22 protein-coding genes are annotated in these 23,452 nt (G+C 76.7%); 9 read left to right on the forward strand and 13 right to left on the reverse strand.

Translation table 11 applies throughout. The annotated features are described in order from the left end of the window. Positions 1-145 precede the first annotated feature (145 nt). Positions 146-2,251 carry an ArnT family glycosyltransferase gene (locus tag QSK03_RS11885; RefSeq protein WP_285652011.1) on the forward strand — a complete coding sequence of 702 codons (2,106 nt, stop codon included), beginning with the start codon at positions 146-148 and terminating at the stop codon, positions 2,249-2,251. 109 nt (positions 2,252-2,360) lie between these two features. Here the strand turns inward: QSK03_RS11885 and QSK03_RS11890 are convergent, their stop codons facing one another. Further along, the gene (locus QSK03_RS11890; RefSeq protein ID WP_285652013.1) at positions 2,361-3,656 is read right to left on the reverse strand and encodes an MFS transporter; all 1,296 of its coding nucleotides are present in this window, start codon (positions 3,654-3,656) and stop codon (positions 2,361-2,363) included. A gap of 113 nt (positions 3,657-3,769) precedes the next feature. On the opposite strand from QSK03_RS11890, the gene QSK03_RS11895 reads away from it, so the two are divergent. Further along, positions 3,770-4,039 (forward strand): hypothetical protein, encoded by a 270-nt coding sequence (locus QSK03_RS11895; RefSeq protein ID WP_285652015.1) that lies wholly within the window; start codon positions 3,770-3,772, stop codon positions 4,037-4,039. A 5-nt stretch (positions 4,040-4,044) separates the two neighbouring features. Here QSK03_RS11895 and QSK03_RS11900 read toward each other — a convergent pair whose 3' ends face one another. Next, entirely contained in the window at positions 4,045-4,428 is a 384-nt protein-coding gene (locus QSK03_RS11900; RefSeq protein WP_285652017.1) for a DUF2795 domain-containing protein, read from the reverse strand. Between the two features lie 149 nt (positions 4,429-4,577). On the opposite strand from QSK03_RS11900, the gene QSK03_RS11905 reads away from it, so the two are divergent. Further along, positions 4,578-5,069: a hotdog fold domain-containing protein gene (locus tag QSK03_RS11905; protein ID WP_285652019.1), complete on the forward strand. Its 492-nt coding sequence runs from the start codon at positions 4,578-4,580 to the stop codon at positions 5,067-5,069. Between the two features lie 49 nt (positions 5,070-5,118). Further along, positions 5,119-6,582, forward strand: a complete 1,464-nt coding sequence (eccB, locus tag QSK03_RS11910; protein ID WP_285652021.1) for a type VII secretion protein EccB — start codon at positions 5,119-5,121, stop codon at positions 6,580-6,582. 12 nt (positions 6,583-6,594) lie between these two features. On the opposite strand, the gene QSK03_RS11915 is transcribed toward eccB, so the two are convergent. From QSK03_RS11915 to QSK03_RS11930, 4 genes are all read right to left on the reverse strand, one after another. Next, a complete protein-coding gene (locus QSK03_RS11915) occupies positions 6,595-7,986 on the reverse strand; it encodes a serine/threonine-protein kinase (protein WP_285652023.1) in 1,392 nt (463 codons plus the stop codon). Positions 7,987-8,180: 194 nt separating this feature from the next. Further along, a complete protein-coding gene (locus QSK03_RS11920) occupies positions 8,181-10,613 on the reverse strand; it encodes a HelD family protein (protein WP_285652025.1) in 2,433 nt (810 codons plus the stop codon). A gap of 159 nt (positions 10,614-10,772) precedes the next feature. Further along, positions 10,773-11,837, reverse strand: coding sequence for an MBL fold metallo-hydrolase (locus QSK03_RS11925; protein WP_285652026.1), 1,065 nt, complete (start codon positions 11,835-11,837; stop codon positions 10,773-10,775). Then, positions 11,834-12,592, reverse strand: coding sequence for a pyridoxamine 5'-phosphate oxidase family protein (locus tag QSK03_RS11930; RefSeq protein ID WP_285652028.1), 759 nt, complete (start codon positions 12,590-12,592; stop codon positions 11,834-11,836). Before QSK03_RS11930 ends, QSK03_RS11925 begins: the two co-directional genes overlap by 4 nt. Before the next feature lie 575 nt (positions 12,593-13,167). Here QSK03_RS11930 and QSK03_RS11935 point away from each other — a divergent pair. After that, entirely contained in the window at positions 13,168-14,097 is a 930-nt protein-coding gene (locus QSK03_RS11935; RefSeq protein ID WP_285652031.1) for a hypothetical protein, read from the forward strand. Between the two features lie 64 nt (positions 14,098-14,161). Here QSK03_RS11935 and mihF read toward each other — a convergent pair whose 3' ends face one another. The 5 genes from mihF to QSK03_RS11960 all read right to left on the reverse strand — a co-directional run bounded on the left by mihF (position 14,162) and on the right by QSK03_RS11960 (position 18,506). Next, positions 14,162-14,473 (reverse strand): integration host factor, actinobacterial type, encoded by a 312-nt coding sequence (gene mihF, locus QSK03_RS11940; RefSeq protein WP_274284601.1) that lies wholly within the window; start codon positions 14,471-14,473, stop codon positions 14,162-14,164. A gap of 342 nt (positions 14,474-14,815) precedes the next feature. Further along, complete coding sequence (locus tag QSK03_RS11945; RefSeq protein ID WP_285652037.1) at positions 14,816-15,454, reverse strand: class I SAM-dependent methyltransferase; 639 nt, start codon at positions 15,452-15,454, stop codon at positions 14,816-14,818. Further along, positions 15,444-16,373 (reverse strand): lysophospholipid acyltransferase family protein, encoded by a 930-nt coding sequence (locus QSK03_RS11950; protein ID WP_285652039.1) that lies wholly within the window; start codon positions 16,371-16,373, stop codon positions 15,444-15,446. Before QSK03_RS11950 ends, QSK03_RS11945 begins: the two co-directional genes overlap by 11 nt. Beyond that, the gene (locus tag QSK03_RS11955; protein ID WP_285652041.1) at positions 16,370-17,254 is read right to left on the reverse strand and encodes a GNAT family N-acetyltransferase; all 885 of its coding nucleotides are present in this window, start codon (positions 17,252-17,254) and stop codon (positions 16,370-16,372) included. Before QSK03_RS11955 ends, QSK03_RS11950 begins: the two co-directional genes overlap by 4 nt. A 94-nt stretch (positions 17,255-17,348) precedes the next feature. Next, complete coding sequence (locus QSK03_RS11960) at positions 17,349-18,506, reverse strand: glycosyltransferase family 4 protein (protein WP_285652043.1); 1,158 nt, start codon at positions 18,504-18,506, stop codon at positions 17,349-17,351. Positions 18,507-18,834: 328 nt separating this feature from the next. Here QSK03_RS11960 and QSK03_RS11965 point away from each other — a divergent pair, with 328 nt between their 5' ends. The 4 genes from QSK03_RS11965 to QSK03_RS11980 all read left to right on the forward strand — a co-directional run bounded on the left by QSK03_RS11965 (position 18,835) and on the right by QSK03_RS11980 (position 22,806). After that, the gene (locus tag QSK03_RS11965; RefSeq protein ID WP_285652045.1) at positions 18,835-19,674 is read left to right on the forward strand and encodes an SAM-dependent methyltransferase; all 840 of its coding nucleotides are present in this window, start codon (positions 18,835-18,837) and stop codon (positions 19,672-19,674) included. Positions 19,675-19,985: 311 nt separating this feature from the next. Further along, on the forward strand, positions 19,986-20,378 hold the full coding sequence (locus QSK03_RS11970) for a transglycosylase family protein (RefSeq protein WP_285652047.1): 393 nt from the start codon (positions 19,986-19,988) through the stop codon (positions 20,376-20,378). Between the two features lie 34 nt (positions 20,379-20,412). Next, positions 20,413-22,056 (forward strand): FAD-binding dehydrogenase, encoded by a 1,644-nt coding sequence (locus QSK03_RS11975; protein WP_285652049.1) that lies wholly within the window; start codon positions 20,413-20,415, stop codon positions 22,054-22,056. A 285-nt stretch (positions 22,057-22,341) separates the two neighbouring features. After that, complete coding sequence (locus tag QSK03_RS11980; RefSeq protein ID WP_285652051.1) at positions 22,342-22,806, forward strand: group II truncated hemoglobin; 465 nt, start codon at positions 22,342-22,344, stop codon at positions 22,804-22,806. Positions 22,807-22,824: 18 nt separating this feature from the next. Here the strand turns inward: QSK03_RS11980 and QSK03_RS11985 are convergent, their stop codons facing one another. Together QSK03_RS11985 and QSK03_RS11990 are read right to left on the reverse strand one after the other, a co-directional pair. After that, positions 22,825-23,064, reverse strand: coding sequence for a PASTA domain-containing protein (locus QSK03_RS11985; RefSeq protein ID WP_285652052.1), 240 nt, complete (start codon positions 23,062-23,064; stop codon positions 22,825-22,827). A 26-nt stretch (positions 23,065-23,090) separates the two neighbouring features. Beyond that, entirely contained in the window at positions 23,091-23,393 is a 303-nt protein-coding gene (locus QSK03_RS11990; protein ID WP_285652053.1) for a WhiB family transcriptional regulator, read from the reverse strand. Positions 23,394-23,452 lie beyond the last annotated feature (59 nt).

Here is a 23,452-nt window from a genome sequence, read left to right on the forward strand (position 1 = left end):
CGTCACCCGGCGATCACCCAGAAGGTCTCGTCCACGGCCCGAGGACCCTGCGCGTCGGGTCGGCGTGAGGACGCCGCCGCCGTTCACAGCCCACGCACAACCTCGACCCACGGCGCCGACATCCACCGATCCGATCCTCGTGACCATGACAGTCCGAGACGCCCTCACCACCGAGCTGCGGGTGCCCCTCCGCGCGCCGGCGCCCCGCCCGGCCGCGGCCCCCGGCGCCGGTCGCCACGCCGCGCCGGGGCGCCTGGCGACGTTCTGGCGCGGTCGTGCCGCCGACCCGCGCTGGGTCCGCCCGGCCCTGATCGCCCTGCTCGTCGCGACCGCCGTGCTCTACCTGTGGAACCTCGGCGCCTCGGGCTACGCCAACACCTACTACGCCGCTGCGGTGCAGGCCGGGACACAGTCGTGGAAGGCCTGGCTCTTCGGCTCGATGGACTCGTCGAACTTCATCACCGTCGACAAGCCGCCGGCCGCGCTGTGGGTGATGGCACTCTCCGGGCGGATCTTCGGGTTCAGCTCGTGGTCGCTCCTCGCGCCGCAGGCGCTCATGGGCGTCGGCGCGGTCGCCCTGCTCTACGCCACCGTCCGCCGCTGGGCGGGCCCGGGCGCCGGGCTCCTCGCCGGCGCGGCGCTCGCGCTGACGCCGGTCGCGGTGCTGATGTTCCGGTTCGACAACCCGGACGCGCTGCTCGTGCTGACGCTGGTCGCCGCGGCGTACGCGATCGTGCGCGCCGTGGACGCGGGCGCCGCCCGCGCCGCTGCGTGGTGGTCCGCCGCGGCGGGCGCGCTGATCGGCCTCGGCTTCCTGACGAAGATGATGCAGGCGTTCCTCGTGCTGCCCGCCCTCGCCGCGGTGCTCCTGCTCGCCTCGGCCGCGCCGCTGCGCCGCCGCCTGGCCGCGCTCGCGGCCGGCGCGGGCGCGCTCGTCGCGTCGGTGGCCTGGTACGTCCTGCTCGTCGACCTCTGGCCGGCCGACTCCCGCCCCTACATCGGCGGCTCGACGGACAACACGCTGCTCGACCTCGTCCTCGGCTACAACGGTCTCGGCCGCATCCTCGGCGGCGAGGGCAACGGCGGCGGGGGCGGTCCGGGGGGTGGCGCCGGCGGTGGGGACACCGGCTTCGGCGGGAGCACCGGCATCACGCGGATGTTCAACGCCTCCTTCGGCGGCCAGATCAGCTGGCTGCTGCCCGCGGCGCTCGTCGCGCTCGTCGCCGGGCTGTGGCTGACGCGCCGCGCCCCGCGCACCGACCGGGCCCGCGCCGGGCTCGTGCTCTGGGGCGGCTGGCTGCTCGTCACCGGGCTGGTGTTCAGCTTCATGAGCGGCACGATCCACGCCTACTACGCCGTCGCTCTCGCGCCCGGCCTGGTCGGCACGCTGGTGGTCGGCGGCCGCGAGGTGTGGCGCCGCCGCAGCGTCCTCGCCGCCGACGCGACCCTCGCCCTCATGGTGGCGGTGACCGCCGGCTGGAGCGTCGTGCTCCTGCGCCGGACCCCGGAGTTCCTGCCCTGGCTGCGCTGGGTCGTCGCGATCGCCGGCGTCGCCGTCGCGATCGCGCTGGTGGTGCCAGCGTCGTTGCGGCGGCAGGCTCTCCGCGGCACCGGGCGGTGGGCGCTGCCGGTGATGCTGCTCGGCGCGCTGCTCGCCGGCGCCGGCGGCTCGACCGCGTACGCACTGCAGACCGCGGCGACCGCGCACCAGGGCTCGATCGTCAGTGCCGGTCCCTCGACGGGCCAGGAGACGGGCGGCGGTCCCGGCGGCGGCCAGGGCGGACCGGGTGGCGCTCCGGGCGGTCAGGGCGACGGGCAGCCCCCGGCCGGCCAGACCCCGCCCGACGGCGGGCAGGGCGGCGCGCGGGGAGCCGCCGGCGGCGGCCCCGGCGAGGCCGGCACGTCGACCGAGCTCACGGCCCTGCTCACGGCGTCGACCACGCGCTGGTCGGCCGCCACGGTGTCCGCCCAGGGCGCGTCGAGCCTCGAGCTCGCGAGCGGCACCGCGGTGATGGCGATCGGTGGGTTCTCCGGCTACGACGCCGCACCGAGCCTCGCGCAGTTCCAGGCGTACGTCGCCGCCGGCGACATCCACTGGTTCGTCGCGAGCGGCCAGGGCGGCGGGCAGGGCGGTCCCGGAGGCGGCGGCGACAGCGTCGGGACCCAGATCACCGCGTGGGTCGCCGCGCACTACACGGCGACGACGGTCGGCGGGACCACGGTCTACGACCTGACCCAGCCCGCGACCTGACCCAGCCCACGACCTGACCCAGCCCACGACCGGAGTCACGGTTACTGGCTGGTATCCCTCGCCCTGCGAGGGATACCAGCCAGTAACCCGTGCACGCCCCGCCGGACCCTCAGGCCGCCCGCGGCTCGTCGCTCGCGGCGTCGTCGTCCGGGACCCCGACGTCGAGCGGGTGCGCGATCTCGTCGGGACCCGGGCGCCCGAGGACCAGGGCGAGGGCACCGAAGACGATCGGCACCAGGCCGGCGGCGAGGAACACCGGCGTCAGCCCGACCCCCTCGCTGACCGGCCCGGCCAGGGCCATCGACACGGGCATGAACGCCAGCGAGACGAAGAAGTCGAGGCTCGTGACCCTCCCGAGCAGCGCGGGCGGGACGCGGCGCTGCAGCAGCGTGCCCCAGATGACCTGCGGGGCGCTGAACAGCCCGCCGACCACGAACCCGGCAACGATCATCGGCCACAGGGACGTCGCGAGACCGAACACGACCATCGGCACGCACGCCGACGTCCAGAGCACGATCATGACCGTGAGGTAGCGCCGGGGCAGGCGCAGCGAGGACACGACGACCGAGGCGATCGCCCCGCCGGCCCCGTAGGCCAGGAGCACCAGCGAGTGCCCTCCCGGTCCGCCCCCGGCACGCTCGATGATCGCGAACGGCACGAGCACCTCGAGCGGCCCGAGCACCAGCAGGATCATCAGCGACGCGAAGACCAGCGTCACGAGCAGCCAGCGCGTCGTGACCATGTAGCGGAAACCCTCGACGAGGTCGCGGAGCACCGCCGCGACGGGGTGCCCGCGGTCCTCCCCGGAGAGGTCACGGCGCAGCGGGTGCGCGGGCAGCGCGAGCACCGCGATCAGCGAGCCCACGCACGCCACCGCGGTCGCCGCGAGCGCCGCGGCCGGCGAGAAGGCGGCCACGAGGACGCCGGCGAGCGCGGGACCGGCGCCCTGCAGCAGCACCGGGCGCACGACGCCCTCGAGCCCGTTGGCGGCGAGCAGGTCGTCGGGGTCGACCAGGGCGGGCACGAGCGCCGAGTACGCGGGGAAGAACAGGCCCATCGACAGGCCGATCACCGCGGCCACGACGACCAGCACGGCGACGGCCAGCGCCCCCGCCGCCGCGAGGGCCGCGACGACGCCGATGGACGACGCGAGGGCGATCTGGACGCCGGCGAGGATGCGCTTCTGTGGCACGCGGTCGGCGAGCACCCCGCCCAGCAGCGCGGTGACGATCAGGCCCAGGGCGAGCGCGCCGGAGACCAGCGAGAGCTCGGCGGGCCCGCCCCCGAGCTCGATCACCTGCCAGACGACCGCGAGCGTCCACAGGCCCTCCGCGAGCACCGACAGCGCGAGCGCGACGGCCAGCCGCCGGTAGGCGGACCGGCGCAGCGGGCGCAGGGCGCGCATCGGGATCGACCTCCTGGCGGCTCGGGGCGCTGCGCGACGGTAGGACGTCCACCTGGGTCGAGGTCCACCGGTTTCCGTTGTGCCACCGCGCCCGGTCGAGTACACCGTCACGGGTGCGCAAGCAGCGGTGGGTCGCCGAGGTCGGGGAAGACAACGCGGCGTTCCTCGCCACGCGCAGCCGCACGGCCGTGCTGGCCTCGGAGTACCGCCCGCGCGATCTCGGCGACGGCCGCGTCGCCTACGACGAGCGCTCCCTCGGCGCGGCCCGCGAGCTCTCCGAGGAGGAGGAGGGCGCGATCACCGACGACGGCGACGGCCTGCGGGTGTGGGTCGGGGACGACGCCTTCGACCTCGAGGAGCAGATCGTCAGCGCGGAGACCTAGCGACCTCAGGCGACGGGGGTGCGGGGCGCCGGACGCCGGGCGCCGGGGTGCGCGCGGGCGGTCCGGGGCGGGACCGGCGCACCGGGACCGCGCCGCGGCGCCACGCGGGCCGTGCGCGGCGGACCCGCCTGCCCGACCGAGGCGACCGGACGCCCGGACAGCACGGCGGCGAGGACGCCCACGACCTCGCCGAGCGACTGGTAGCGCCGCTCCGGCAGGCGTTCGAGCAGGCCACGGGTCACGGTGTCGGTCCCGTACATCTCACCCGCGGTGAGGACCTGCCAGCGCTGGGCGGGGAAGGCGAGGTCGCCGAGGACGGCGGCGAGTCGCCCGGGGAGGCCACGGGCCTCGACGGGAGCGGTCGTCATCGGCCGGTCGTGTGCGGTCATCGGTTCCTCCGTGCAGGAGCGCCTGGTCGCGCAGACGGGACAGTTCCCCGAACGACCGTTCGTCAACCCTGTCGCGTCACCGATGCGTCCATGATCGTTCGCGGCCGCACGATCCCGCCTCTTGCTACCGACGGGTAACCTCTCGGTCCGTGAGCACTCCGAGCGTGCTGGGCGCGTGGCACCGTTTCTCCGGCTCGTGGCCGGGCCGCCTGCTGGTCAGCGCGGCCGTCTGGCTGCGCGCGCCCTACTTCCTCACCGCGGCGCCGGTCATCCGCCGCCTCGAGCCGGGACGGGCCGAGGTCTCGCTGCGCAACTGGTGGCTGGTGCACAACCACCTCGGGACGGTGCACGCCATCGCGTCGTGCAACCTCGCCGAGTACGCCATGGGCGTGCTCGCCGAGGCGACCGTGCCGGACACCCACCGGTGGATCCCCCGCGGCATGAGCGTGGCGTACCTGGCGAAGGCCGAGACCGACCTGGTGGCCGTGGCGACGTTCCCGGCCCCTCCGGCGTTCGGCGACGAGCGCGAGGACGTCGACGCCGACGTCGTGCTCACCGACGCGCACGGCCGCGAGGTCGTCCGCGCGACGATCAGCCTGCGGATCTCCCCGCGGCCCGCGCGGACCCCCGTCACCGCCTGATCCGAACGCGCCCCCGATCGCCCCGGGACGTGCCACGATCCGCGGCGAGATGCCCCCACCGACGCCCCCGACCCCGACCTCCGACCAGGTCCACGCCTACCGCTTCGGGCTGCGGCGCCTGCAGTCGGCACTGGTCGGGCGGCAGGCGGTGCCCGGCGCGGACCGGCTGCGCGCCCAGGGCCGGGCGACGGTCGCCGGGGTGCTGATCGCCGCGCTCGCGCTCGGCGTCGCCGCGGTGTGGGGACTGCTCGACCGCCCCGCCGACTGGCGCACGGCCGGGGTCGTCGTCGCCGCGGGCTCCGGCGCGCTCTACGTCGTGGTGCACGAGCCCGACCGCCTGGTCCCGGTGCCCAACCTCGCCTCGGCGCGCCTGGTGCTGGCCGGGCTCGCCGCGGCGGGCGGTCCGGCCGGTAACCCCGCCCCGGTCGAGGTCGGCGACGCCGAGCTGGCGACGGCGCCCCGCGAGCGGGGGGTGGGCATCGTCGACGCGCCGCCGCTGCCGCCCGCCGGGGCGCCCGTGCCGCCGATCTGGTCGGTGTGCGACACCGGCAGCCCCCAGCCCGGCGCCGCCCGGCCCTGGGAGCAGCCGCGGGTGTGGACGACGGTGCTCGCCGGGGCGCAGGTGCCCGCGCGGCCCCTCGAGCCCGGTCGCGGGCTCCTGCTGCGCGACCGCTTCCTCGGCACCTGGCTGGTGCACGACGGCGTCCGGTCCCGCCTGGACCTGCGCGATCCCGCCGTGGTGGTCGCCTTCGGCCTCACCGGGCAGCTGCCCCGGCCGGTGAGCACGAGCCTGCTCAACACGCTGCCCGAGGGCGCCCCGGTCGTCGCGCCGGTGATCGCGGGGCGGGGCGAGGTGCCGCCGACCGGCCCGCTCGTCGGCGAACCGGTCGGCGGGGTCGTGCGGCTGGTCGGGCCGGGCACGCCCGACCGCTGGTACGTGGTGCAGCGCGAGGGGGTGCAGGAGGTGCCCGAGGTGGTCGCCCGGCTGGTGCGCCTCGCCGACCCGGATCCGGCCCGCGCCGGCGCGCCGGTGCCGGTCGTGTCGCCGGGCCAGCTGCGCCCGCTCGGGACCGCCCGCGGCATCGCCGTGAGCGCCTACCCCGACCCCGTGCCGCGCGCCGTGCCGATGGCGGACGCGCCGACCACGTGCGCGAGCGCCGACGGCGGGGGCCCCGTGGTGCTCACCGTCGGCGCCGAGGCCCCCGCCGCCGCCACGCCGCCGACGACGCTGGCCCAGGCCGACGGCTCGGGCGAGCGGGTGGACGCGGTCGCGGTGCCCGGCGGCGGCGTGACCGTGCGTGCGGTGCCGCCGGGTCGCCCGGACGCGCCGGGCAGCCCCACGGTCGTGTCCGGGTCCGGGACGGCCTGCGCGGTACCCGACCCCGCGACCGCCGAGGCGCTCGGCCTCGGGACGGCGTTCCCGCCCGCCCCGCAGGCCATCGTCGGCCTGCTGCCCGCCGGGCCGGCGCTCTCCGTCGCGGACGCCCTGACGCCCCTGCCCGCCGGGGGCTGAGCTCCCGGCGCCCTACGGGACGGCGGCGGTGGTCGTCGTGGTCGTCGTCGGCGGCACCACCGGCGGCGGGACCGCGGCCGGCGGGGTCGTCGTCGTGGTCGTCGTGGTCCGCGTGGTCGTGGTCGTCCGCCGCTCCGTGGTGGTGCGCCGGGTGCGCGGGGCCGTGGCGACCTCGGTCTCGTCCCGGGTGGTCGTGGTGACCTGCGGGGCCACCGGCAGGGGCGGCGGGGGCGGCGCGAGGGTCGCCGAGGGCACCGGGGGCGGCAGTGGCTGGTCGTTCGAGAGCACGGCGTACGCGACCGCCGAGCCGGCGACGAGCAGCACGGCCGCCGCCGCGGCGATCGCCGCGGCGATCCGGCGGCGCCGGCGTCCCGGCTGCGCCAGCGGGGACGCGCCGGTCGGGTCGGGCTCCGGGGCGGCGGCAGCCACGCCGACGGCGGCGGGCTGGGCCGCGAGCGGCCCGGACCCGTTGACCACGGCGGTCGGCGCGGTCATGAGGACCGGCGAGAGCACGGTCTCGGCCTCCATGCCCACCTCGCGCGACACCCCGCGCAGGGCCGCCACGACCTCCTCCGCCGTCGGCCGGTCGCCCGGGTCGTCGGCGGTCATGGCGGTGAGCAGCGCCTCGAGACCGGGCGGCAGCCCCGGGGGCACGACCGGGCGGCGGTGCAGGCGGGCGACCGCGGCCTCGAGGGCGTTGCCCGGGTACTCGCGGCGGCCCGTGAGGCACTCGATGAGCACGAGGCCCAGCGCGTAGATGTCGACGGCGCCGTCGATCGGCTCGCCGCGGACCTGCTCGGGGCTGAGGTACGACGCCGTCCCGATGACCATGCCCGCCGCCGTGACGGGCGCGGCGTCGTGGACCGCGGCGATGCCGAAGTCCGAGAGGTGCGCGCGGCCCTCCGCGTCGAGCAGCACGTTGCCCGGCTTGACGTCGCGGTGGACGACGCCGCGGCGGTGCACGTAGGCGAGCGCGTCGGCGAGCGCCGCGCCGAGGGCGACGACGTCCACCACGGGCAGCGGGCCGGTGCGCACCCGCTGCGCGAGGGTGTCGCCCTCGATGAGCTGCATGACGAAGTACGCGCGGCCGTCCTCGTCGCCGACGTCGTAGACGGTGACGAGGCCAGGGTGCGACAGCCCGGCGAGGGTGAGCACCTCACGGCGGTGGCGGGCCTCCTGGCCCTCCTCGATGTCGCCGATCTTCTCGGCGGGGTCGGCCGGGTCCCCCGGCTGGGCGTCGGGCGCCGCGGCCGAGCCGGCGGCGTTGAACATCTTGATGGCGACGTCGCGGCCCAGGAGCTCGTCGCGGGCGCGGAACACGTCGGCCGCGCCACCTCGCCCGATGAGGTCGCCGACGGTGTAGCGGCCGCCCACCATCGCGGGCGGACCGGTGTCGGTGCTCAACAGCCCGCCCTCCTCCCGGTGCGCGGTCCGCCCCGATCATCCCGTACGGCCGGTCCCTCGTCTGCGTGACGTCCCGGGCGGCGCGTCGCCCGAACGGGGGGTTGCCGGCGGCGGTGATCGCGGCCTCGGCCGAGCCGCACGTCACGGAACACGTGCGGCCCCTGCCCGGTGGTTCGACGGGACGGGTTGCGGCGTTACCCCCTCAGGCGACCCAGGACGTCCGGTAGAGCGTCCGGGTGCACGACCGCCAACGACCGGGTGGCCCGGGTGAGGGCCACGTAGAGGTCGTTGAGCCCGCGGGGCGAGTCGCCGACGATCCCGGCCGGGTCGACGAGCACGACCGCGTCGAACTCGAGGCCCTTCGCGTCGGCGACCTCGCACACGACGATCTCGGAGCCCAGGTCGACGCCGTCCGCCGTCCCCCCCGCCGTCTCCCCCGGCCCGGCGGTGACACCGAGGGCGTCCGCGAGGGCCCCCACGCGCCCGCCCGGGGCGAGCACGGCGACGCGGCCCGCGCCCTCGGCGTCGACCACCGCGTCGCGCGCCGCGCGGGCCCGCTCGGCCGCGGCGGCGACGAGGTCCGGCTCGTCGACGCCCACCGCGACCGGCGCCACACCGGACTCGCGCACCGACTCCGGGGGCGACGCGGTCGGGTCGATGGCGGCCAGCACGTCCGCGGCGACGGCCATGATCTCGGCCGGGGTGCGGTAGTTGACCGTGAGCACCTCGCGGCGCCAGCGCTTCGCCACGTACGGCGAGAGCACCTCGCCCCACGAGGACGCCCCGCCCTGGGCGCCGGTCTGGGCGACGTCGCCGACCAGCGTCATCGACCGGCTGGGGCAGCGGCGCATGAGCACCCGCCAGGCCATCGGAGAGAGCTCCTGCGCCTCGTCGACGATCACGTGGCCGAACGTCCAGGTGCGGTCGTCGGCGGCGCGCTCGGCCGCGGAGGCGTAGGTGGCCTCGCGGGTGCGGTCGGCAAGCACGCTCGCGTCGACCACGTCGGTGGGACGCAGGAGCTCGGGGTCCCAGTCCTCCTCCATCGCCAGGATCTCCAGCACGCCGGCGGCGTAGGCCTCGTCGGCCTCGCGCTTGCGCTCCTCGGCCTCGCGGGCGGCGGTGTCGTCCTCGCCGAGCAGCTCCGCGACCTCGTCGAGCAGCACCGCGTCGGCGGGGCTCCACCACGTGCCGTCCAGGAGATCCCCGGGCGCCGCGTCGCGGGCGAGCCGATCGCGGTCGGCGTCGGACCAGCCCCGCGTGGCCGCCCGCAGGCGCCGCGGGGTGGTCCAGAGGTCGGCGAGCAGCTGCGGCGGCGTGATCGTGGGCCACAGGTCGTCGAGCACCGCCCGCAGGTCGGGGTCGGCGCGCAGCCCGGCGCGGACGTCGGCGAGGTCGCCGCGGTCGAGCAGGTTGCCCCGGCCGTCGAGGTCCTTGCCCACCCGGTCGACCTCGCGGCGCGCGAGCTGGTCGACCACCTCCCGGACGAAGGTGCGCTTGGCGTCGTTGTGCGGGCGGCGGGTGCGCCGGGCCCGGGTGCGGGCCTGGGCCACGACGTCGCGGTCGACCACGACGGGCTCGCCGTCGACGGTCAGCTCGATCGGCTGCCGGGGCAGCTCCTGGCGGTCGCGCACCGCGGTGGAGAGCACCTTGGTCATCTCGGCGTGGCCCTTGAGCGCCGCGGTCTCCGCGGGCTCGCCGCGGCGGGCGGCGAGGCCAGGGTAGAGCTCGCCGACGGTCGAGAGCAGGACGCTCGTCTCACCCAGCGAGGGCAGCACCTGCTCGATGTAGTGCAGGAACGTCGGGTTGGGCCCGACGACGAGCACGCCGCGGCGGGCCAGCTGGCGGCGGTGGGTGTAGAGCAGGTACGCCGCGCGGTGCAGCGCCACGGCGGTCTTGCCCGTGCCGGGCCCGCCCTCGACCACGACGACGCCGTTGGCGCTGGAGCGGATGACCCGGTCCTGCTCGCCCTGGATGGTCGCGACGATGTCGCCCATGCGCCCGGTGCGCCCCGCCGAGAGCGCCGCGAGCAGCACCGCCTCGCCAGTGAGCCCGGTGCGCTGGGTGACGGTGGCGCCGAGGCGCGCCGCCTCCTCGAGGTCGAGGATCTCGTCGTCGACGGCGGTGACCCGGCGGCTGCGCGAGCGGATGTGCCGGCGGCGGCGCACGCCGTCCGGCGAGGCCGCCGTGGCCGTGTAGTACGGCCGCGCCGCCGGGGCGCGCCAGTCGACGAGCAGCGGCTCGTAGTCGTGCTGGTCGTCGAGCAGACCCAGGCGCCCGACGTAGAGCACGTCCTGGTCGAGCCCCTCGATCGTGTCGGGCCCGCCGTCGACCGGCGGGGGCGGCGGGCGGTCCGGGTCGAGGTCCAGGCGCCCGAAGCACAGCCCGTTCTCGACCGCGGAGAGCGTCGCGAGCTGCTCGGAGTACATCTGGGCGGCGGCGTCGCGCTCGGAGACGGCCTGGGGCGTCCCGGTGGTCTCCTCGCGCAGGACGCGCGCGAGCAGCGCCGCGGTCTCGGCCCGGCGTTCGTCGAGCTTGCCGTAGAGCATGGTCACGTAGGGCTGCTCGTCGGCGACCGGATCGGTGGCAGGGTCGACGTCGGGCTCGGCGGGCGGGGACGTACGGGTCACGCGGGCCTTCTCCAGCGTCTCGGGCTCCGGCGCCGGTGTGCCGGGAGGACCATCCACCGTAGCCCCGCACCCCGACACCGTGCCGCCGAGCAGCCGATCGACCGAGGGTGATCCGGTGCCGGTGTCCGGTCCGCGAGACGGCCGTCCTCCCGGCGAGTCTCAGCCGGGGGTGTTCCGGAAGACGTCGGGCCCGTCGGCGCCGTCGGGGTCGGGCTCGGCGGTCCGGCGCACCCGGTCCTGGGTGGCGAGCACCTCGAGGTGGGCGTCGGTCTCCAGCACCGCGAGCATCCGGTTGAAGACCTCCATGTCCTCGAGTCGCAGCTCCCGGCGCGTCCAGCGCAGCGCGGCGGCGATCTCGGCCGCGGTGGTCCTCCCCTCGTCGACCGCCGCGGCGATCTCGTCGAGGCGCTTGTCGTGGTGGGCGAGGAGCTCGTCGACGCGGGCGTGGACGCTCGGCGCGACCGGCCCGTGGGCGGGCAGCAGCAGCCGGTCGGGCTCGGCCCGCAGCGCGGCGAGCGAGGCGAGGTAGCGGATGAGGGCGCCGGGCCGGGCGGCCGGCTCGAAGCCGATCGACGGCGTGATGTGGGGCAGGACGTGGTCGCCGGCGTAGAGCATCGTCGCGTCGGCGGCGGTCTCGTCCACGAAGACGAGGTGCCCGCGGGTGTGGCCCGGGGTCTCGCGGGCGATCAGCCGGCGCCCGCCCGCGTGGAGCGCCTGGCCGTCGGTGAGCCACTCGTCGGGGTCGGCGAAGTCCTCGCTCGGCGGCGGCTCGGCCTCGGCGAGCCAGGCGCGGACCGCGGCGGCGAGCTCGGGCGCGCCGGCCCTGTCGAGTCCCACGACCTGCGCATTCAGGCCCTCGTCGCGGGTGCGGACGACCTCCAGGGACTCGGCCTCGCCCGCGCCGAGCGCGACCCGCCCGCCGTGCTCGCGGCGCAGCGCCACGGCCTGGCTGTAGTGGTCGCGGTGCACGTGCGTGACGAGGAAGCGGCGCACGTCGCCCGGCTCGGCACCCAGCTCCCCGAGCAGCCGGCGCAGCACGTCCCGCGAGGCGTCGATCGCCCAGCCGCCGTCGACGAGGGTCAGGTCGGCGCCGTCGGCGGGGCTGAGCACGTAGACGTTGACGGCGCGCAGGGCGTCGCTCGGCAACGGCAGCGGGAGGCGGTGCACCCCGGGGGCGACCGTCTCCAGCTCGGGTCGGCTCCAGGCGTGCCGGTCGGAGATCACTCCCCGGAGGATGCCCCTGCCCCGGCGGTCGCCGCCTCACGGGGGTCGTCGCCGGTGTCGACCGCCCCGTCCGGCCCGGTCGCGTCGCCCGCCACCGTCACGGCCCCGTCGGCGTCCCGCGCGGCCGCCCGGCGGGCGCCGGCGACGCCGAAGTGGTCCCCGCCCTTGCGCCGCACGTCGTCGGTGCCCCACGATCGCGCCCGCTCGACCGGGACCAGACGCGGGATGTGCTTGCGGCAGTGGATGTAGGCCTCCTCCACGGTGACCTCCACCCACAGCTCCGCGCGGCGGCCCGGGGCGCTCTCCACCGGCAGGTCGGGGTGCTCGCCGCGCAGCTCCTCGTCGGTGACCAGGCGGGCCGCCCCGTTGACGTGCAGACCGATGAGCTCGTCGGTGAAGTCGACCATCATCAGCCCGACGTGCGGGTTCTCGTTGATGTTGCCCATGCTCGCCATGACGCCGTTGCCGCGGTACTCCGGCCAGGCCACGTGCCGGTCGTCGAGCACCCGCAGGAACCCGGGCGGGCCCGCGCGCAGCGTCGAGTCGCACTCGCCGTGGGCGTCCGCCGTCGCGACGAACGCCATCGTCATCCCCGCGATGAACTCCTGCATCGAAGGGACGAGCCGGTCGCACATCTGGTCGGAGTAGAAGCGGTCCGCCCGCGCGGTGGCCCCGAGGGACTCCTGCAGCGCGTGCTCACCGGCGGAACCGGGACGCTCGGGATGGGGATCGGGGTGGGACGCCCGGTCGCTCATCGACGCCTCTCTGCGGCCCGCTCGCGGGGACCACGGGGTTGTCGCCGCAGCCGCGGGGCGGGCTCACGCCCGTTGGTCCGGACTACGTCGGTCGGGGAACAGCCACCGATGGAACCCTGCAAATCGGGCCCTGTCGAGCCCGCTGCGTGCCGCACCGCTCACCCGGAGCAACACCTCGGCAGGTCGACCAACGGGTTGTGCTCCGAACAGCCGCACTTGACTGTGACGTACGTCACGCCGTGATGTGGCCGAGACCTGGCCGCGCCGGGCCCGTGACCCACGCCGAGGGCCTGAGCAGCCCGGACGCCGCGTCACGGGCCGCGCGCCGACCGCGACGACGGGTGACCGATCGCGCCGCGGGGCTTCCCCCGGTGCCTAGTCTGGCTCCTGTCCGGCCACCCGTGGCAGCTGGTGCCGGACCCGCGCCCGTTCCGCCCGTGGCCTGTCCGGCGGGTGCGGCCCCCGACCCAGCGCGGACAGGCCGAACGCCGACGCACCGGACTCCCCACCGGCGACGCGGCACCTGGCTCGCTCCCCCTCGGCCAGGTCGATCGGCGGCGCGACGGAGACCACGCATGGCCCGACACCGTGCGGCGCCCGCCCGAGCGGCGACGCCTCCCCCTGCTCCCGCCCACCCCGAACCCGGCCCCGCGACCCGCACCGCGGTCGCGGAGCGTCCCGGCGACACCAGCGACACCGGCGACACCGACCTCGGCGCCCTGCTGCCCCGCCAGGGCGGCCTGACCGAGGCGCACCCGTCGGGTCCGCTGCCGCGGTCGCGGCGGGCCGCGACCCGTCCGGCGCCCGGCGACGCGGGGGCGGGCCCCCGGGCGTCGGAGACGTCGCCCCTCGACCTCGCCGCCATCGCCCTGGCGGCCGCGAGCACCCGCCAGGCCGGCCTGCCCGCGCCGGGCACGTCGCCCGCCGGCACGGCCGTGCCGCGCACCGCGGCCGACGAGCAGCCCGGCGGGCCCACCACCGGCGGGACGCCGCGCCCGGCCTACCCGGCCGCGGTCCCGAGCGCCCTGGCACCGCCGACGCCCGCGCACCCGGTCCCGGCGGCAAGCCGCGGGGGTCGTGTCGACCCGCGCCGCCGCGTCCCGCTGCCGACCCGCACGGCCGGCGCGCTCGCGCTCCTGGGTGCGCTCGCGGGCGGTGGGGTGGCGGTCATCGGCGGCGGCACGATGCTCGCGTCGGACCGCACGCCGGTGACCGGCGAGCTCCCGGCACCCGAGCTGGCCGCCGGCAGCGCCGCCGCGGCCGCGACCGTCGGCGGTCAGCACGACCAGCCCCAGGCCCGGCACGACCAGCAGCAGAGCGGTCGCCACCGCGCCGACGGCACCCGCGGCGACGCCGGGTCCGCCTCCTCGGCGGCCGGCTCGTCCGGCTCGTCGGGCTCGTCGGGCTCGTCGGGCTCGTCGGGCTCGTCGGGCTCGTCGGGCTCGGCGGGCTCGGCGGGCTCCTCCGGCTCGTCGGGAAGCACCGCCGACGCCGGCGGCTACTGACCGGGACGACCGCCCCGTTGTCGTCGCTGCCCCGGCAGGCGGGGCAGGCGGGTCGGCGCGCTGGTCAGCCCAGCGCGCTGACCAGCGCCTCGCGCTGGCGGGACCCCAGGCCGGCGACACGCCGGTCCTCGGGGATGCCGGCCTGCTCGAGGACCGCCGACGCCTTCGCCGGGCCGTAGCCGGGCAGCGCCCGGACGAGCTGGGAGACCTTCGTCTTCCCGGCGATCGGGTCGCTCTTGCCGCGGTCGAGCACGGCGGGGATCGACTCCTCGCCGCTCTTGATGCCGGCCAGGAGGGCCGAGCGGGCCTGGCGGGCCTCGCGCGACTTGGCCTGGGCGGCCTCGCGCTGCTCGGGGGTCAACGTCGGGAGGGCCATCGCGGTGTCTCCCCTCTCTGTGGTGCGGGTCGTCGCGGTCGGCCCACGACGATCGGTCGGACCGGTCGCACAGACGGTCACACGGACGGTCGGTCGACACCGCACGCCACGCCGCGACTACGCCGCGATCCGGACGCCCGGGCCGATGGTTGCGGGACGGTACACCAGCCGGGCGGGCGACCTGCCCCTGACCTGGGCGGATCGCGCGGAGGCGGCGCCGGGCACGCGCACGGCGACGTTCGGGTGACCATGACGGGCGACGTCATCACCCACGTGCACCTCCTCGTTCCCCGGACAGCGGCTGCGTGTGCGGGCGGTGATCACGCGGGCCGTCGCCGGCGGTCAGCGTCGCGGTGACGACGCCCGGTACACGACGGCCGGCGGGAGGTTGCGCCAGACGACGGGCGAGGTCACGACGTCGGCGAAGCAGTCCCCGAGCTCCTCGCGCAGCGCACGTGCCGGCGCGGCCCAGGAGGTCCAGCAGTAGGCGAACTGCACGAACACCCCGTCGTCGGCCAGGGCCCGCGCGACCGTCGGCAGCAGCGAGTCCTCCCGGCCCGGCCGGGTCGCCGACCAGCCCAGCCCGCTGACCACGACGTCCGCCCCGGCGATCCCCCGCAGCGCGAGCAGCGCGGGGAGCTCGGCGACGTCGGCCGGCACCACCTCGACGGCGGGCAGGCGCTCGGCGAGCCGGTGGGCGAGCACGGGGTTGAGCTCCACCGCGAGCTGGCGCCCACGGCCGGCGAGCCGGTCGGCGAGCAGGTCGGTGAACGCGCCGCTGCCGGCCCCGAGCTCGACCACCACCGGGTCCGCGCGGGTGGAGCGCAGGGCGGCGTCGGCCATGCCCCGGGCGAGCGCCGTGCTGCTCGGCCACACCGAGGCCGTCGCCACGGGCGCGCGGACGAACTGGGCGGCGAACACCGCACGGTCGGCCAGCGAGGCCTCGCGGGCCCCGTCGGCGTCGGGCGGCTCAGGCGGCACGGTCGAGCTCCGGGGTCACGGTCGGCAGGACGGGGGCCACGACGGGGCGCGCGGCGGCGGGGTGGTCGACGGCCGGCGGGAGCGCGGCGGCCACGGCGGCCGCGCAGCGCCGGGCGAGGACCCGGCGGGCGGTGGCGCGGGCCGGGCCGGCCGGCACCGCCGAGGTGTCGAGCACGGCACAGGTCGTCACCTCGACGACGAGTCCGGGGGCGGTGAGCACGCGGAGCAGCGAGGAGGCGAGGGTGTCGTCGCCGACGAAGGCGGCGGTGGTGTCGGGGCCCCCGCCCGGCAGGACGCCGTCGCGGCCCCGGTAGCGCAGGGCGACGGGCACGATCGGCGCCCCGGCGTCGTACGCCGCCTGGAAGGCGGCCGGGCGGAAGGGCCCGAGATCGCGCCCGCAGCGGGTCGTGCCCTCGGCGAACAGCCCGATCGGGACGCCGGCGCGCAGGGCGTCGGCGAGGCCGGCGACGGCGCCGGGCAGCGCCCGCAGCCGGTCGCGGTCGAGGAACACCGTGCCGGCCCGGGCGGCCATGACCCCGAGCACCGGCCACCGCCGGACCTCGGTCTTGGCGAGCATCCGCACCGGCGCGACGGCGTGCAGGGCGAGCACGTCGATCCACGACACGTGGTTGGCGACGACCAGTGCCCCGGGTGGTGCGGCCGGACCGCTCCGCCGCACCCGGACCCCCGCGGCGCGCAGGACGGCGGCCGTCCAGACCCCCTGGACGCGGCCGGTCGCGGCCGACCCGAGCACCGGCACGACCACGGCGACGGCGAGGCCCGCGCCGAGCACGGCCACGAGGGCCGCGGCCCGGACGGTGAGCCGCACGGCCGCCACGGCGCGGGCGGCACCCCGCCGCGACACCGGCAGCGGCAGGCAGCCCGGATCGCAGGGCGAGGTGGGGGACCAGGCGGTCACCCGGCGTCCCCGAGCAGGTAGCGCCGCCACCGGGGGTCGATGGCGGTGTGGTCGAGCAGGATGAACAGGTCGGCGACCCCGAAGTCGGGGTCGAAGGCAGGCGGCCCGCCGATCTCCGCGCCGAGACGCAGATAGCCGCGCAGCAGGGGCGGCAGCGAGGCCTGCGCGGCGCGCCGGGCGCCGGGCGCCTCCCGGTCGTGCGGGGCGATCGGCGCTTCGCGCCACGGCCGGACCCGGCGGACCGCGGGCGCGAGGTGGCGGGACGCGACCAACGACCACACGCCGCCGGGCATCGCGCCGCCGCCGGTGACCGGGACGCTCGCGCAGCCGACGACCCAGCGGTGACCGATGAGCTCCATGTAGCGCCAGATCCCGGCCCAGACCAGCGAGAGCACCACGCCGTGGCGGTGGTCGCGGTGCACGCAGGACCGCCCGACCTCGACCATCTCGGCGCGGAGGGCGTCGAGCCCGGCGAGGTCGAACTCGGTGTCGGCGTAGAGGCCCCCCGCCGCGCGGGCGCCGTCGGGGGTGAGCATCCGGTAGGTGCCGACGATCTCGCCCGTGGCGTCCTCGCGGACCACGAGGTGGTCGCAGTGGACGTCGAAGGCGTCGGCGTCGCGGCCCTCGGCGGCGGCCGCAACGGCGATCACGTCGTCGGGGGCCGGGCGGGCCCCTTGCTCGACGGCGAACACCGCGTACCGCAGCCGCTGGGCCGCGGCGACGTGGGCCGGCTCGCGGGTGAGCAGGAGGCTGTAGCGGCCCGCGTCGGCGGGGGCATCACCGGCCACGGCCGGGGTGGGCCCCGCCGGCGGCGTCGGGTGCTCGTCGTGGCTCTCGGGGGTGGGGGCGCTCACCTGCGCCAGCACCTGGGATGTGGCCATGGGCCGGTGTCTACGGGCCCTGATCGCCCGGGGGCCCACCTCGCCGTGACGGTCGAGTGTGGTCCGGGTGAACTCGCTGCTGCGCTCCGCGCTCCTACGCCGCGGGGGTCGCGACGGGCGCGTCGAGGCCGGTCTCGTTCCCGCCGAGGACGGCCGCGTAGTGCCCGAGGAGGTCCTCGCACACCGAGGGCCAGGTCCGGTCGGCGACCGCGCGCCGCCCCGCGGCACCGGCGGCCCGCCGGCTCTCGGGGTCGTCGCGCCACGCGGCGACCCGCCCGACGATCTCCGCGCCCGCGGTCGGCGCTGCCGGGTCGTAGAGCCACCCCGTGCGGCCCGGGTCGACGAGGTCGGCGACGCCGCCCGCGTCCGGGGCCAGCACCGGGAGCCCGGAGGCCTGGGCCTCCTGGACGGCCTGGCAGAAGGTCTCGTGCGGCCCGGTGTGCACGAAGCCGTCGAACGACGCGTAGGCGCGGGCCAGCTCGTGGCCGCCGCGGAAACCGAGGAAGTGCGCCGAGGGCAGCAGCTCACCGAGGCGCGCCCGCGAGGGGCCGTCGCCGACCACGACGACGCGCACCCCCGGCAGCCCCTCCAGCGCGGCGAGGCGTTCGACCTGCTTCTCCGGGGCGAGGCGTCCGACGTAGCCCACGAGCACCTCGCCGTGCGGGGCGAGCGTGGCGCGCAGGTCCTCGTCGCGGTGGCGCGGGTGGAACCGCGTGGTGTCGACGCCCCGTCCCCAGCGGTGCACCCGGGGCACCCCGTGCGCGCGCAGCGCGTCGACCGCCCATCGCGACGGGGCCAGGGTGCGCGCCGCCCCGCCGTGCAGCCGGCGGATCCAGCGCCAGGCGGCCCGGGAGGTCAGCCCGATCCCGTACGACGCGGCGAAGCCGGCGACGTCGGTCTGGTAGACGGCCACCGCGGGGACGCCGAGGCGACGGGCGACGGTCAGCGCGCGGGCACCCAGCACGAAGGGCGAGGCCAGGTGCACGACGTCCGGCCGGAACTCCTCCAGCGCGGCGCGCACCGCCGGTGTGGGCACGCCGACCGGCAGCGAGTCGACCACGGGCAGGTCGACCGCGGGCACGCGGACGACGGGCACGTGGGGCGCGCCGGGCACCTCGTCCGGCCCGGCCCCCGGCGCGATGACCATCGCCGCGTGGCCCCGGCGCTGCAGGTGGGCGACGACCTGGAGCACGGAGTTGGTGACGCCGTTGACGGCGGGCAGGAAGGACTCGGTGACGACCGCGACGCGCACGGTCCGCACGGTTCCCGGCCCGGGGTCCCTCCCGGCCGACGACGACGTGTCGCGCGACCCAACACGGAACCAACACTGCAGACGCCGGGTCGTCGGCATCCGGACGGACTGTGATCGAAGGTCACTCGGGGTCACCAAGAATCAGGAATCCTGCGATCCGCCCGGAGAACCCGGCGTGTCTTTCCCGGGATTCGCCGCGTGTCGATCACGGACAGTGGGAATCCTGTTCCCGACTGCGAAGGTCGAGCGAACTGGCGTGGTGGCGCGGTCCTCGCGCCGTCGCTTTCCGGACATCCCGGACACCGGGTGCCGAGACGGAGGGAGGACCGTGGTCGAGGACCTCTCCCCTGCCCGGCCGCGCCCCGCGCTCGCCGTGCCCGGCACCGAGGACTTCGACCGTCCGAGCTCCGCGCGCGTCTACGACTTCCTCCTGGGCGGCACCTCGCACGGCGCCGTCGACCGCGAGCTCGGCCGGGAGATGGTCAAGGCGGTCCCGCTCGTCGTCGAGATCGCCCGGGAGAACCGGTCGTTCCTGCGCCGTGTCGTCACCTTCCTCGCGCGGGCGGGCGTCGACCAGTTCCTCGACCTCGGCTCGGGCATCCCGACCATGGGCAACACCCACGAGATCGCCCGCCGGGTGCTGCCGCACGCCCGCGTCGCGTACGTCGACGTCGACCCGGTCGCCGTGGCGCACGGGGAGCTCCTGCTGGGCGACTGCCCCGGGGTGTCGGTGAGCTGGGCCGACCTGCGCGATCCCGAGCAGGTCCTCGCGACGTCCGCGGTCACCGACGTGCTCGACCCGTCCCGCCCCGTCGCGGTGCTCCTGTGCTCGGTCCTCCAGCACGTGGCCGACGCCGACGACCCGGCGTCGGTGGTCGCCGGCTACCTCGAGCGGGCCGTGCCCGGCAGCGCCCTCGCCGTGTCCCACCTCTCCGGCGACGACGCCCGGGTGGACGTCGGGTCGCTGCGCGCGCTGAGCCTGGCCTACCCCGGCGGCGGGGTCACCCCGCGCTCGGCCTCGGAGCTCGCCACGATCGTCGACGGCGTCCGGCTCGTCGACCCCGGCCTGGTCTACGCCGCGCAGTGGCGCCCCGAGCCGCCCCGCCCCGGGCGATCGGTCGGCGAGCCGTGCTGCGGGCACCGCGCGGCGGTGGGGTTCGTCGGGTGACGGGGATCGCCGTCACTGCTCCGCTCGTCTCGACAGCCGCCCGGATGATCGCGGCGTTCGACGCAACGACGACCGCGAGTCGTTAGGCCGTTCGCCGCCCGACGCGAGGTGCCGACCACTCATCGCGACATCCCGGCGCCGACACGGTCACCGGTTGTCACGGAAGGTCTCGGTTCGGTTACGGTGCCGGTCGCGTCGTTCCGCTCCCCAGCTCGACTCCCCCGGACGACGTACGGACAGCCCCGCGGGGCGCCGTCCACTCACCCGGGTCAACCTCCCGGCCTGACTCCCGAGACGAACCGGAGCCCCCGATGTCTGGTCGCCACGCCGCGCCGTCCTCCCCGTCCCGTCCCGCGCTGAAGGCCGGGATCGTCGCCGCCGCCGCCATCACCGGCCCGCTCGCGATCACCGGGACCGCCATGGCCGCCCCGGCCTCCACCTCGCCCGACTCCAACGCCACCTGGGACCGCCTGGCCAAGTGCGAGAGCACCAGCACCTGGGACACGAACTCCGGCAACGGCTACTACGGCGGCGTCCAGTTCGACAAGAAGACCTGGAACCGCTACGGCGGCCAGGAGTACGCGCCCCGGGCCGACATGGCGTCGCGCGAGGAGCAGATCGCGGTCGCGAAGAAGGTGCAGAAGGAGCAGGGCTGGGACGCCTGGCCGACCTGCTCGGAGAAGATCGGCCTCGAGGACAGCTGACCCGAGCCTCCGCGGCGCTGCCAGAATGAGCGCCGTGCCCGACGCCGACGTCATCGTGGTCGGGGCCGGCCTCGCCGGCCTCGTCGCCACGGCCGAGCTCGCCGACGCCGGGCGCCGGGTGCTCCTGCTCGACCAGGAGCCCGAGGCGTCCCTCGGCGGGCAGGCCTGGTGGTCGTTCGGCGGCCTCTTCCTCGTCGGCAGTCCCGAGCAGCGCCGTCTGCGCGTTCGTGACTCGTTCGACCTCGCCTGGTCCGACTGGACCTCCACCGCCGCGTTCGACCGCCCCGACGAGGACCGCTGGGCGCGTGAGTGGGCCCGCGCCTACGTCGAGTTCGCCGCCGGCGAGAAGCGCCCCTGGCTGCACGCGATGGGCGTGCGCTTCTTCCCCGTCGTCGGCTGGGCCGAGCGTGGCGGCGCCTCCGCCACCGGCCACGGCAACTCCGTACCCCGCTTCCACATCGTCTGGGGCACCGGTCCGGGCATCCTCGAACCGTTCCTCCGCCGTGTCCATGCCGGCGTCGAGGCCGGCCGCGTGGAGATCCGGCACCGCCACCGCGTCGACGCCCTCGACGTCACCGCCGGCGCCGTCACCGGGGTGTCGGGCACGGTGCTCGAGCCCTCCGACGTCGCCCGCGGCGAATCGAGCTCGCGCATCGCCGTCGGGCAGTTCGCGGCGAGCGCCCCGAACGTCGTCGTCACCTCCGGCGGCATCGGCGGCGACCACGACGCCGTGCGCCGGTACTGGCCGGAACGGCTGGGCCCTCCGCCGCAGGAGATGATCTCCGGCGTCCCCGCGCACGTCGACGGCCGCATGATCGGCATCAGCGAGGAGGCGGGCGCGCGCGTCGTCAACCGCGACCGGATGTGGCACTACACCGAGGGGATCGTCAACCACTCCCCGGTCTGGCCCCTGCACGGCATCCGGATCCTGCCCGGCCCGTCGTCGCTCTGGTTCGACGCCGAGGGCCGGCGGCTGCCGCCACCGCTGTGGCCGGGGTACGACACCCTCGCGACGCTCGCGCACATCCGCCGGACCGGCCACGACCACACCTGGTTCGTGCTCACCCAACGGATCCTCGAGAAGGAGTTCGCGCTCTCGGGCTCCGAGCAGAACCCCGACTTCACCGGCCGCGACGTCCGCCTGACGCTCCAGCGCGCCCGGCCGGGGCCGACCGGGCCGGTGGCCGCGTTCCAGCGCGCCGGCGAGGACTTCGTGGCGGCCGACTCGCTCGGCGAGCTGGTCGACGGGATGAACGCGCTGACGCCGACGCCGCTGCTGGACAAGGACGCGGTCGAGCGCGAGGTCCTGGCCCGCGACGCCGAGCTCGCCAACGCCTACGGCAAGGACGGTCAGCTCGCCGCCGTCCGCGCGGCGCGCGCCTACCTCGGCGACCGCCTGGTCCGCGTCGCCCCGCCGCACCGGATCCTCGACCCCGCCGCCGGCCCGCTCGTCGCCGTCAAGCTGCACATCCTGACCCGCAAGTCCCTCGGCGGGCTCTGGACCGACCTCGACGGCCGGGTCCTGCGCCCCGACGGCACCCCCTTCCCCGGGCTCCACGCCGCCGGGGAGGCCGCGGGGTTCGGGGGCGGCGGGGTGCACGGCTACCGCTCGCTGGAGGGCACCTTCCTCGGCGGCTGCCTGTTCTCGGGCCGCCAGGTCGGCCGCGCCCTCGCCTGATCCCTGAACGAGCAATGCGGCTTTCCTGGCGTCTCACGCCAGGATCGCCACATCCTCGCCGACGCGACACGCCGGCGACCCTCGCTGGTGACCGAGGCCCCGAGGTGCCTCAGCCCGGCGTCCACGCTGGCAGATCCAATACTGCACGCCGATAGGGTCAGGAGGTCACCCACGACCACCGCGCGACGTCGCCGTGCGTTCGCCCTGCGCGGACGGGCACGGCGACGACCGCCCGCCCGTCTACGGTCCTGCCGGAGGACCCAACCATGCGGGGGAGGCGGTCTCGTGACCTCGTTGTACGAGTACGCGGGCGGCGAGGAGGCCATCCACCGTCTCGAACAGATCTTTTACGACAGCGTCCTGCGCGACCCGCTGCTCCAGCCGCTCTTCGGTGCCGGACGGCCCGAGCACGTGCCGCACCTGACCGCGTTCACCGCGGAGTCCTTCGGCGGGCCCGACCGCTTCTCCCGCGAGCTGGGGTTCGCCCACCTCATCGCGGTCCACCGGGGGCTACGGATCTCCGAGGAGCAACGCCAACGGTTCGTGGCCCTCTACCTCGCCGCCCTCGACACGGCGGGCATGCCCGGGGACCCGGACTTCCGCGCGGCGGTGATCGAGCACGTCGAGTTCGGGACCCGGGTCGCGATGCAGAACTCCCACGCCGTCACCGACGACGAGCTCCACCCGGTGCGCGAGGTGCCGCGGTGGACGTGGGCCGGAGACGACGACGGGCGGCCGCCGCCGGCCTGACCGAGCGGGACCGGACCGTCAGCCCGGCGCCCCGGAGTCGGTGCCGATCCAGATGCGGACGATCGACCCGGGCGCGACGGACGTCCCGGGCTCCGGGTCCTGGCGGGAGATGTGGGCACGCCCGGCGCCGGTGTGGAAGGCGTTCTCCGGCACGGCGAGCAGTCCGGCGTCGAGCGCGCGGTCGTGGGCCTCGGCGGCGGGCACGCCCACCAGCTCCGGGACGCGTGCGGGGGACGGGGTCGTGACGTCCTCGGACACGGGGGACCTCCTCGGGGTGGCTCGACTCAGGCGGCGGACGTGCGGCGGTCGCGGCGGCGGCGGGCGAGCAGCGCCCGGCGCTCGTCCTCGCTCTCGCCGCCCCACACGCCGTAGGGCTCCTCCACGGCCCGGGCCCACTCACGACACGGTTCCACGACCGGGCAGGACGCGCAGACCTCCTTGGCCCCCTCGACCCGCCGGCTCCGGGACGGGTCGCGCTCGCCCTCGGGGTGGAAGAACACCGCGAGGTCCATGTCGCGGCAGGCCGCGCGGCGCTGCCAGTCCCAGTGCTCCACGATCGCGGCCGGTAGACGGGACACGTCCGCCACGGCGACCACCTCCTACGACTCGTCGTAGAACCGGCATACCCGGCGAGGGTGGGGCCGTC

The sequence above is a fragment of the Actinomycetospora sp. NBRC 106375 genome (assembly GCF_030269665.1).
Taxonomy (GTDB): Bacteria; Actinomycetota; Actinomycetes; order Mycobacteriales; family Pseudonocardiaceae; genus Actinomycetospora.

What these genes read in the sequence shown, in the direction of transcription:
- QSK03_RS11885 (WP_285652011.1), top strand. Translation starts at nt 146, where the DNA reads ATGACAGTCCGAGACGCCCTCACCACCGAGCTGCGGGTGCCCCTCCGC.
- QSK03_RS11890 (WP_285652013.1), bottom strand. Translation starts at nt 3,656, where the DNA reads ATGCGCGCCCTGCGCCCGCTGCGCCGGTCCGCCTACCGGCGGCTGGCC.
- QSK03_RS11900 (WP_285652017.1), bottom strand. Translation starts at nt 4,428, where the DNA reads ATGACCGCACACGACCGGCCGATGACGACCGCTCCCGTCGAGGCCCGT.
- eccB (WP_285652021.1), top strand. Translation starts at nt 5,119, where the DNA reads ATGCCCCCACCGACGCCCCCGACCCCGACCTCCGACCAGGTCCACGCC.
- QSK03_RS11930 (WP_285652028.1), bottom strand. Translation starts at nt 12,592, where the DNA reads ATGAGCGACCGGGCGTCCCACCCCGATCCCCATCCCGAGCGTCCCGGT.
- QSK03_RS11935 (WP_285652031.1), top strand. Translation starts at nt 13,168, where the DNA reads ATGGCCCGACACCGTGCGGCGCCCGCCCGAGCGGCGACGCCTCCCCCT.
- mihF (WP_274284601.1), bottom strand. Translation starts at nt 14,473, where the DNA reads ATGGCCCTCCCGACGTTGACCCCCGAGCAGCGCGAGGCCGCCCAGGCC.
- QSK03_RS11955 (WP_285652041.1), bottom strand. Translation starts at nt 17,254, where the DNA reads ATGGCCACATCCCAGGTGCTGGCGCAGGTGAGCGCCCCCACCCCCGAG.
- QSK03_RS11970 (WP_285652047.1), top strand. Translation starts at nt 19,986, where the DNA reads ATGTCTGGTCGCCACGCCGCGCCGTCCTCCCCGTCCCGTCCCGCGCTG.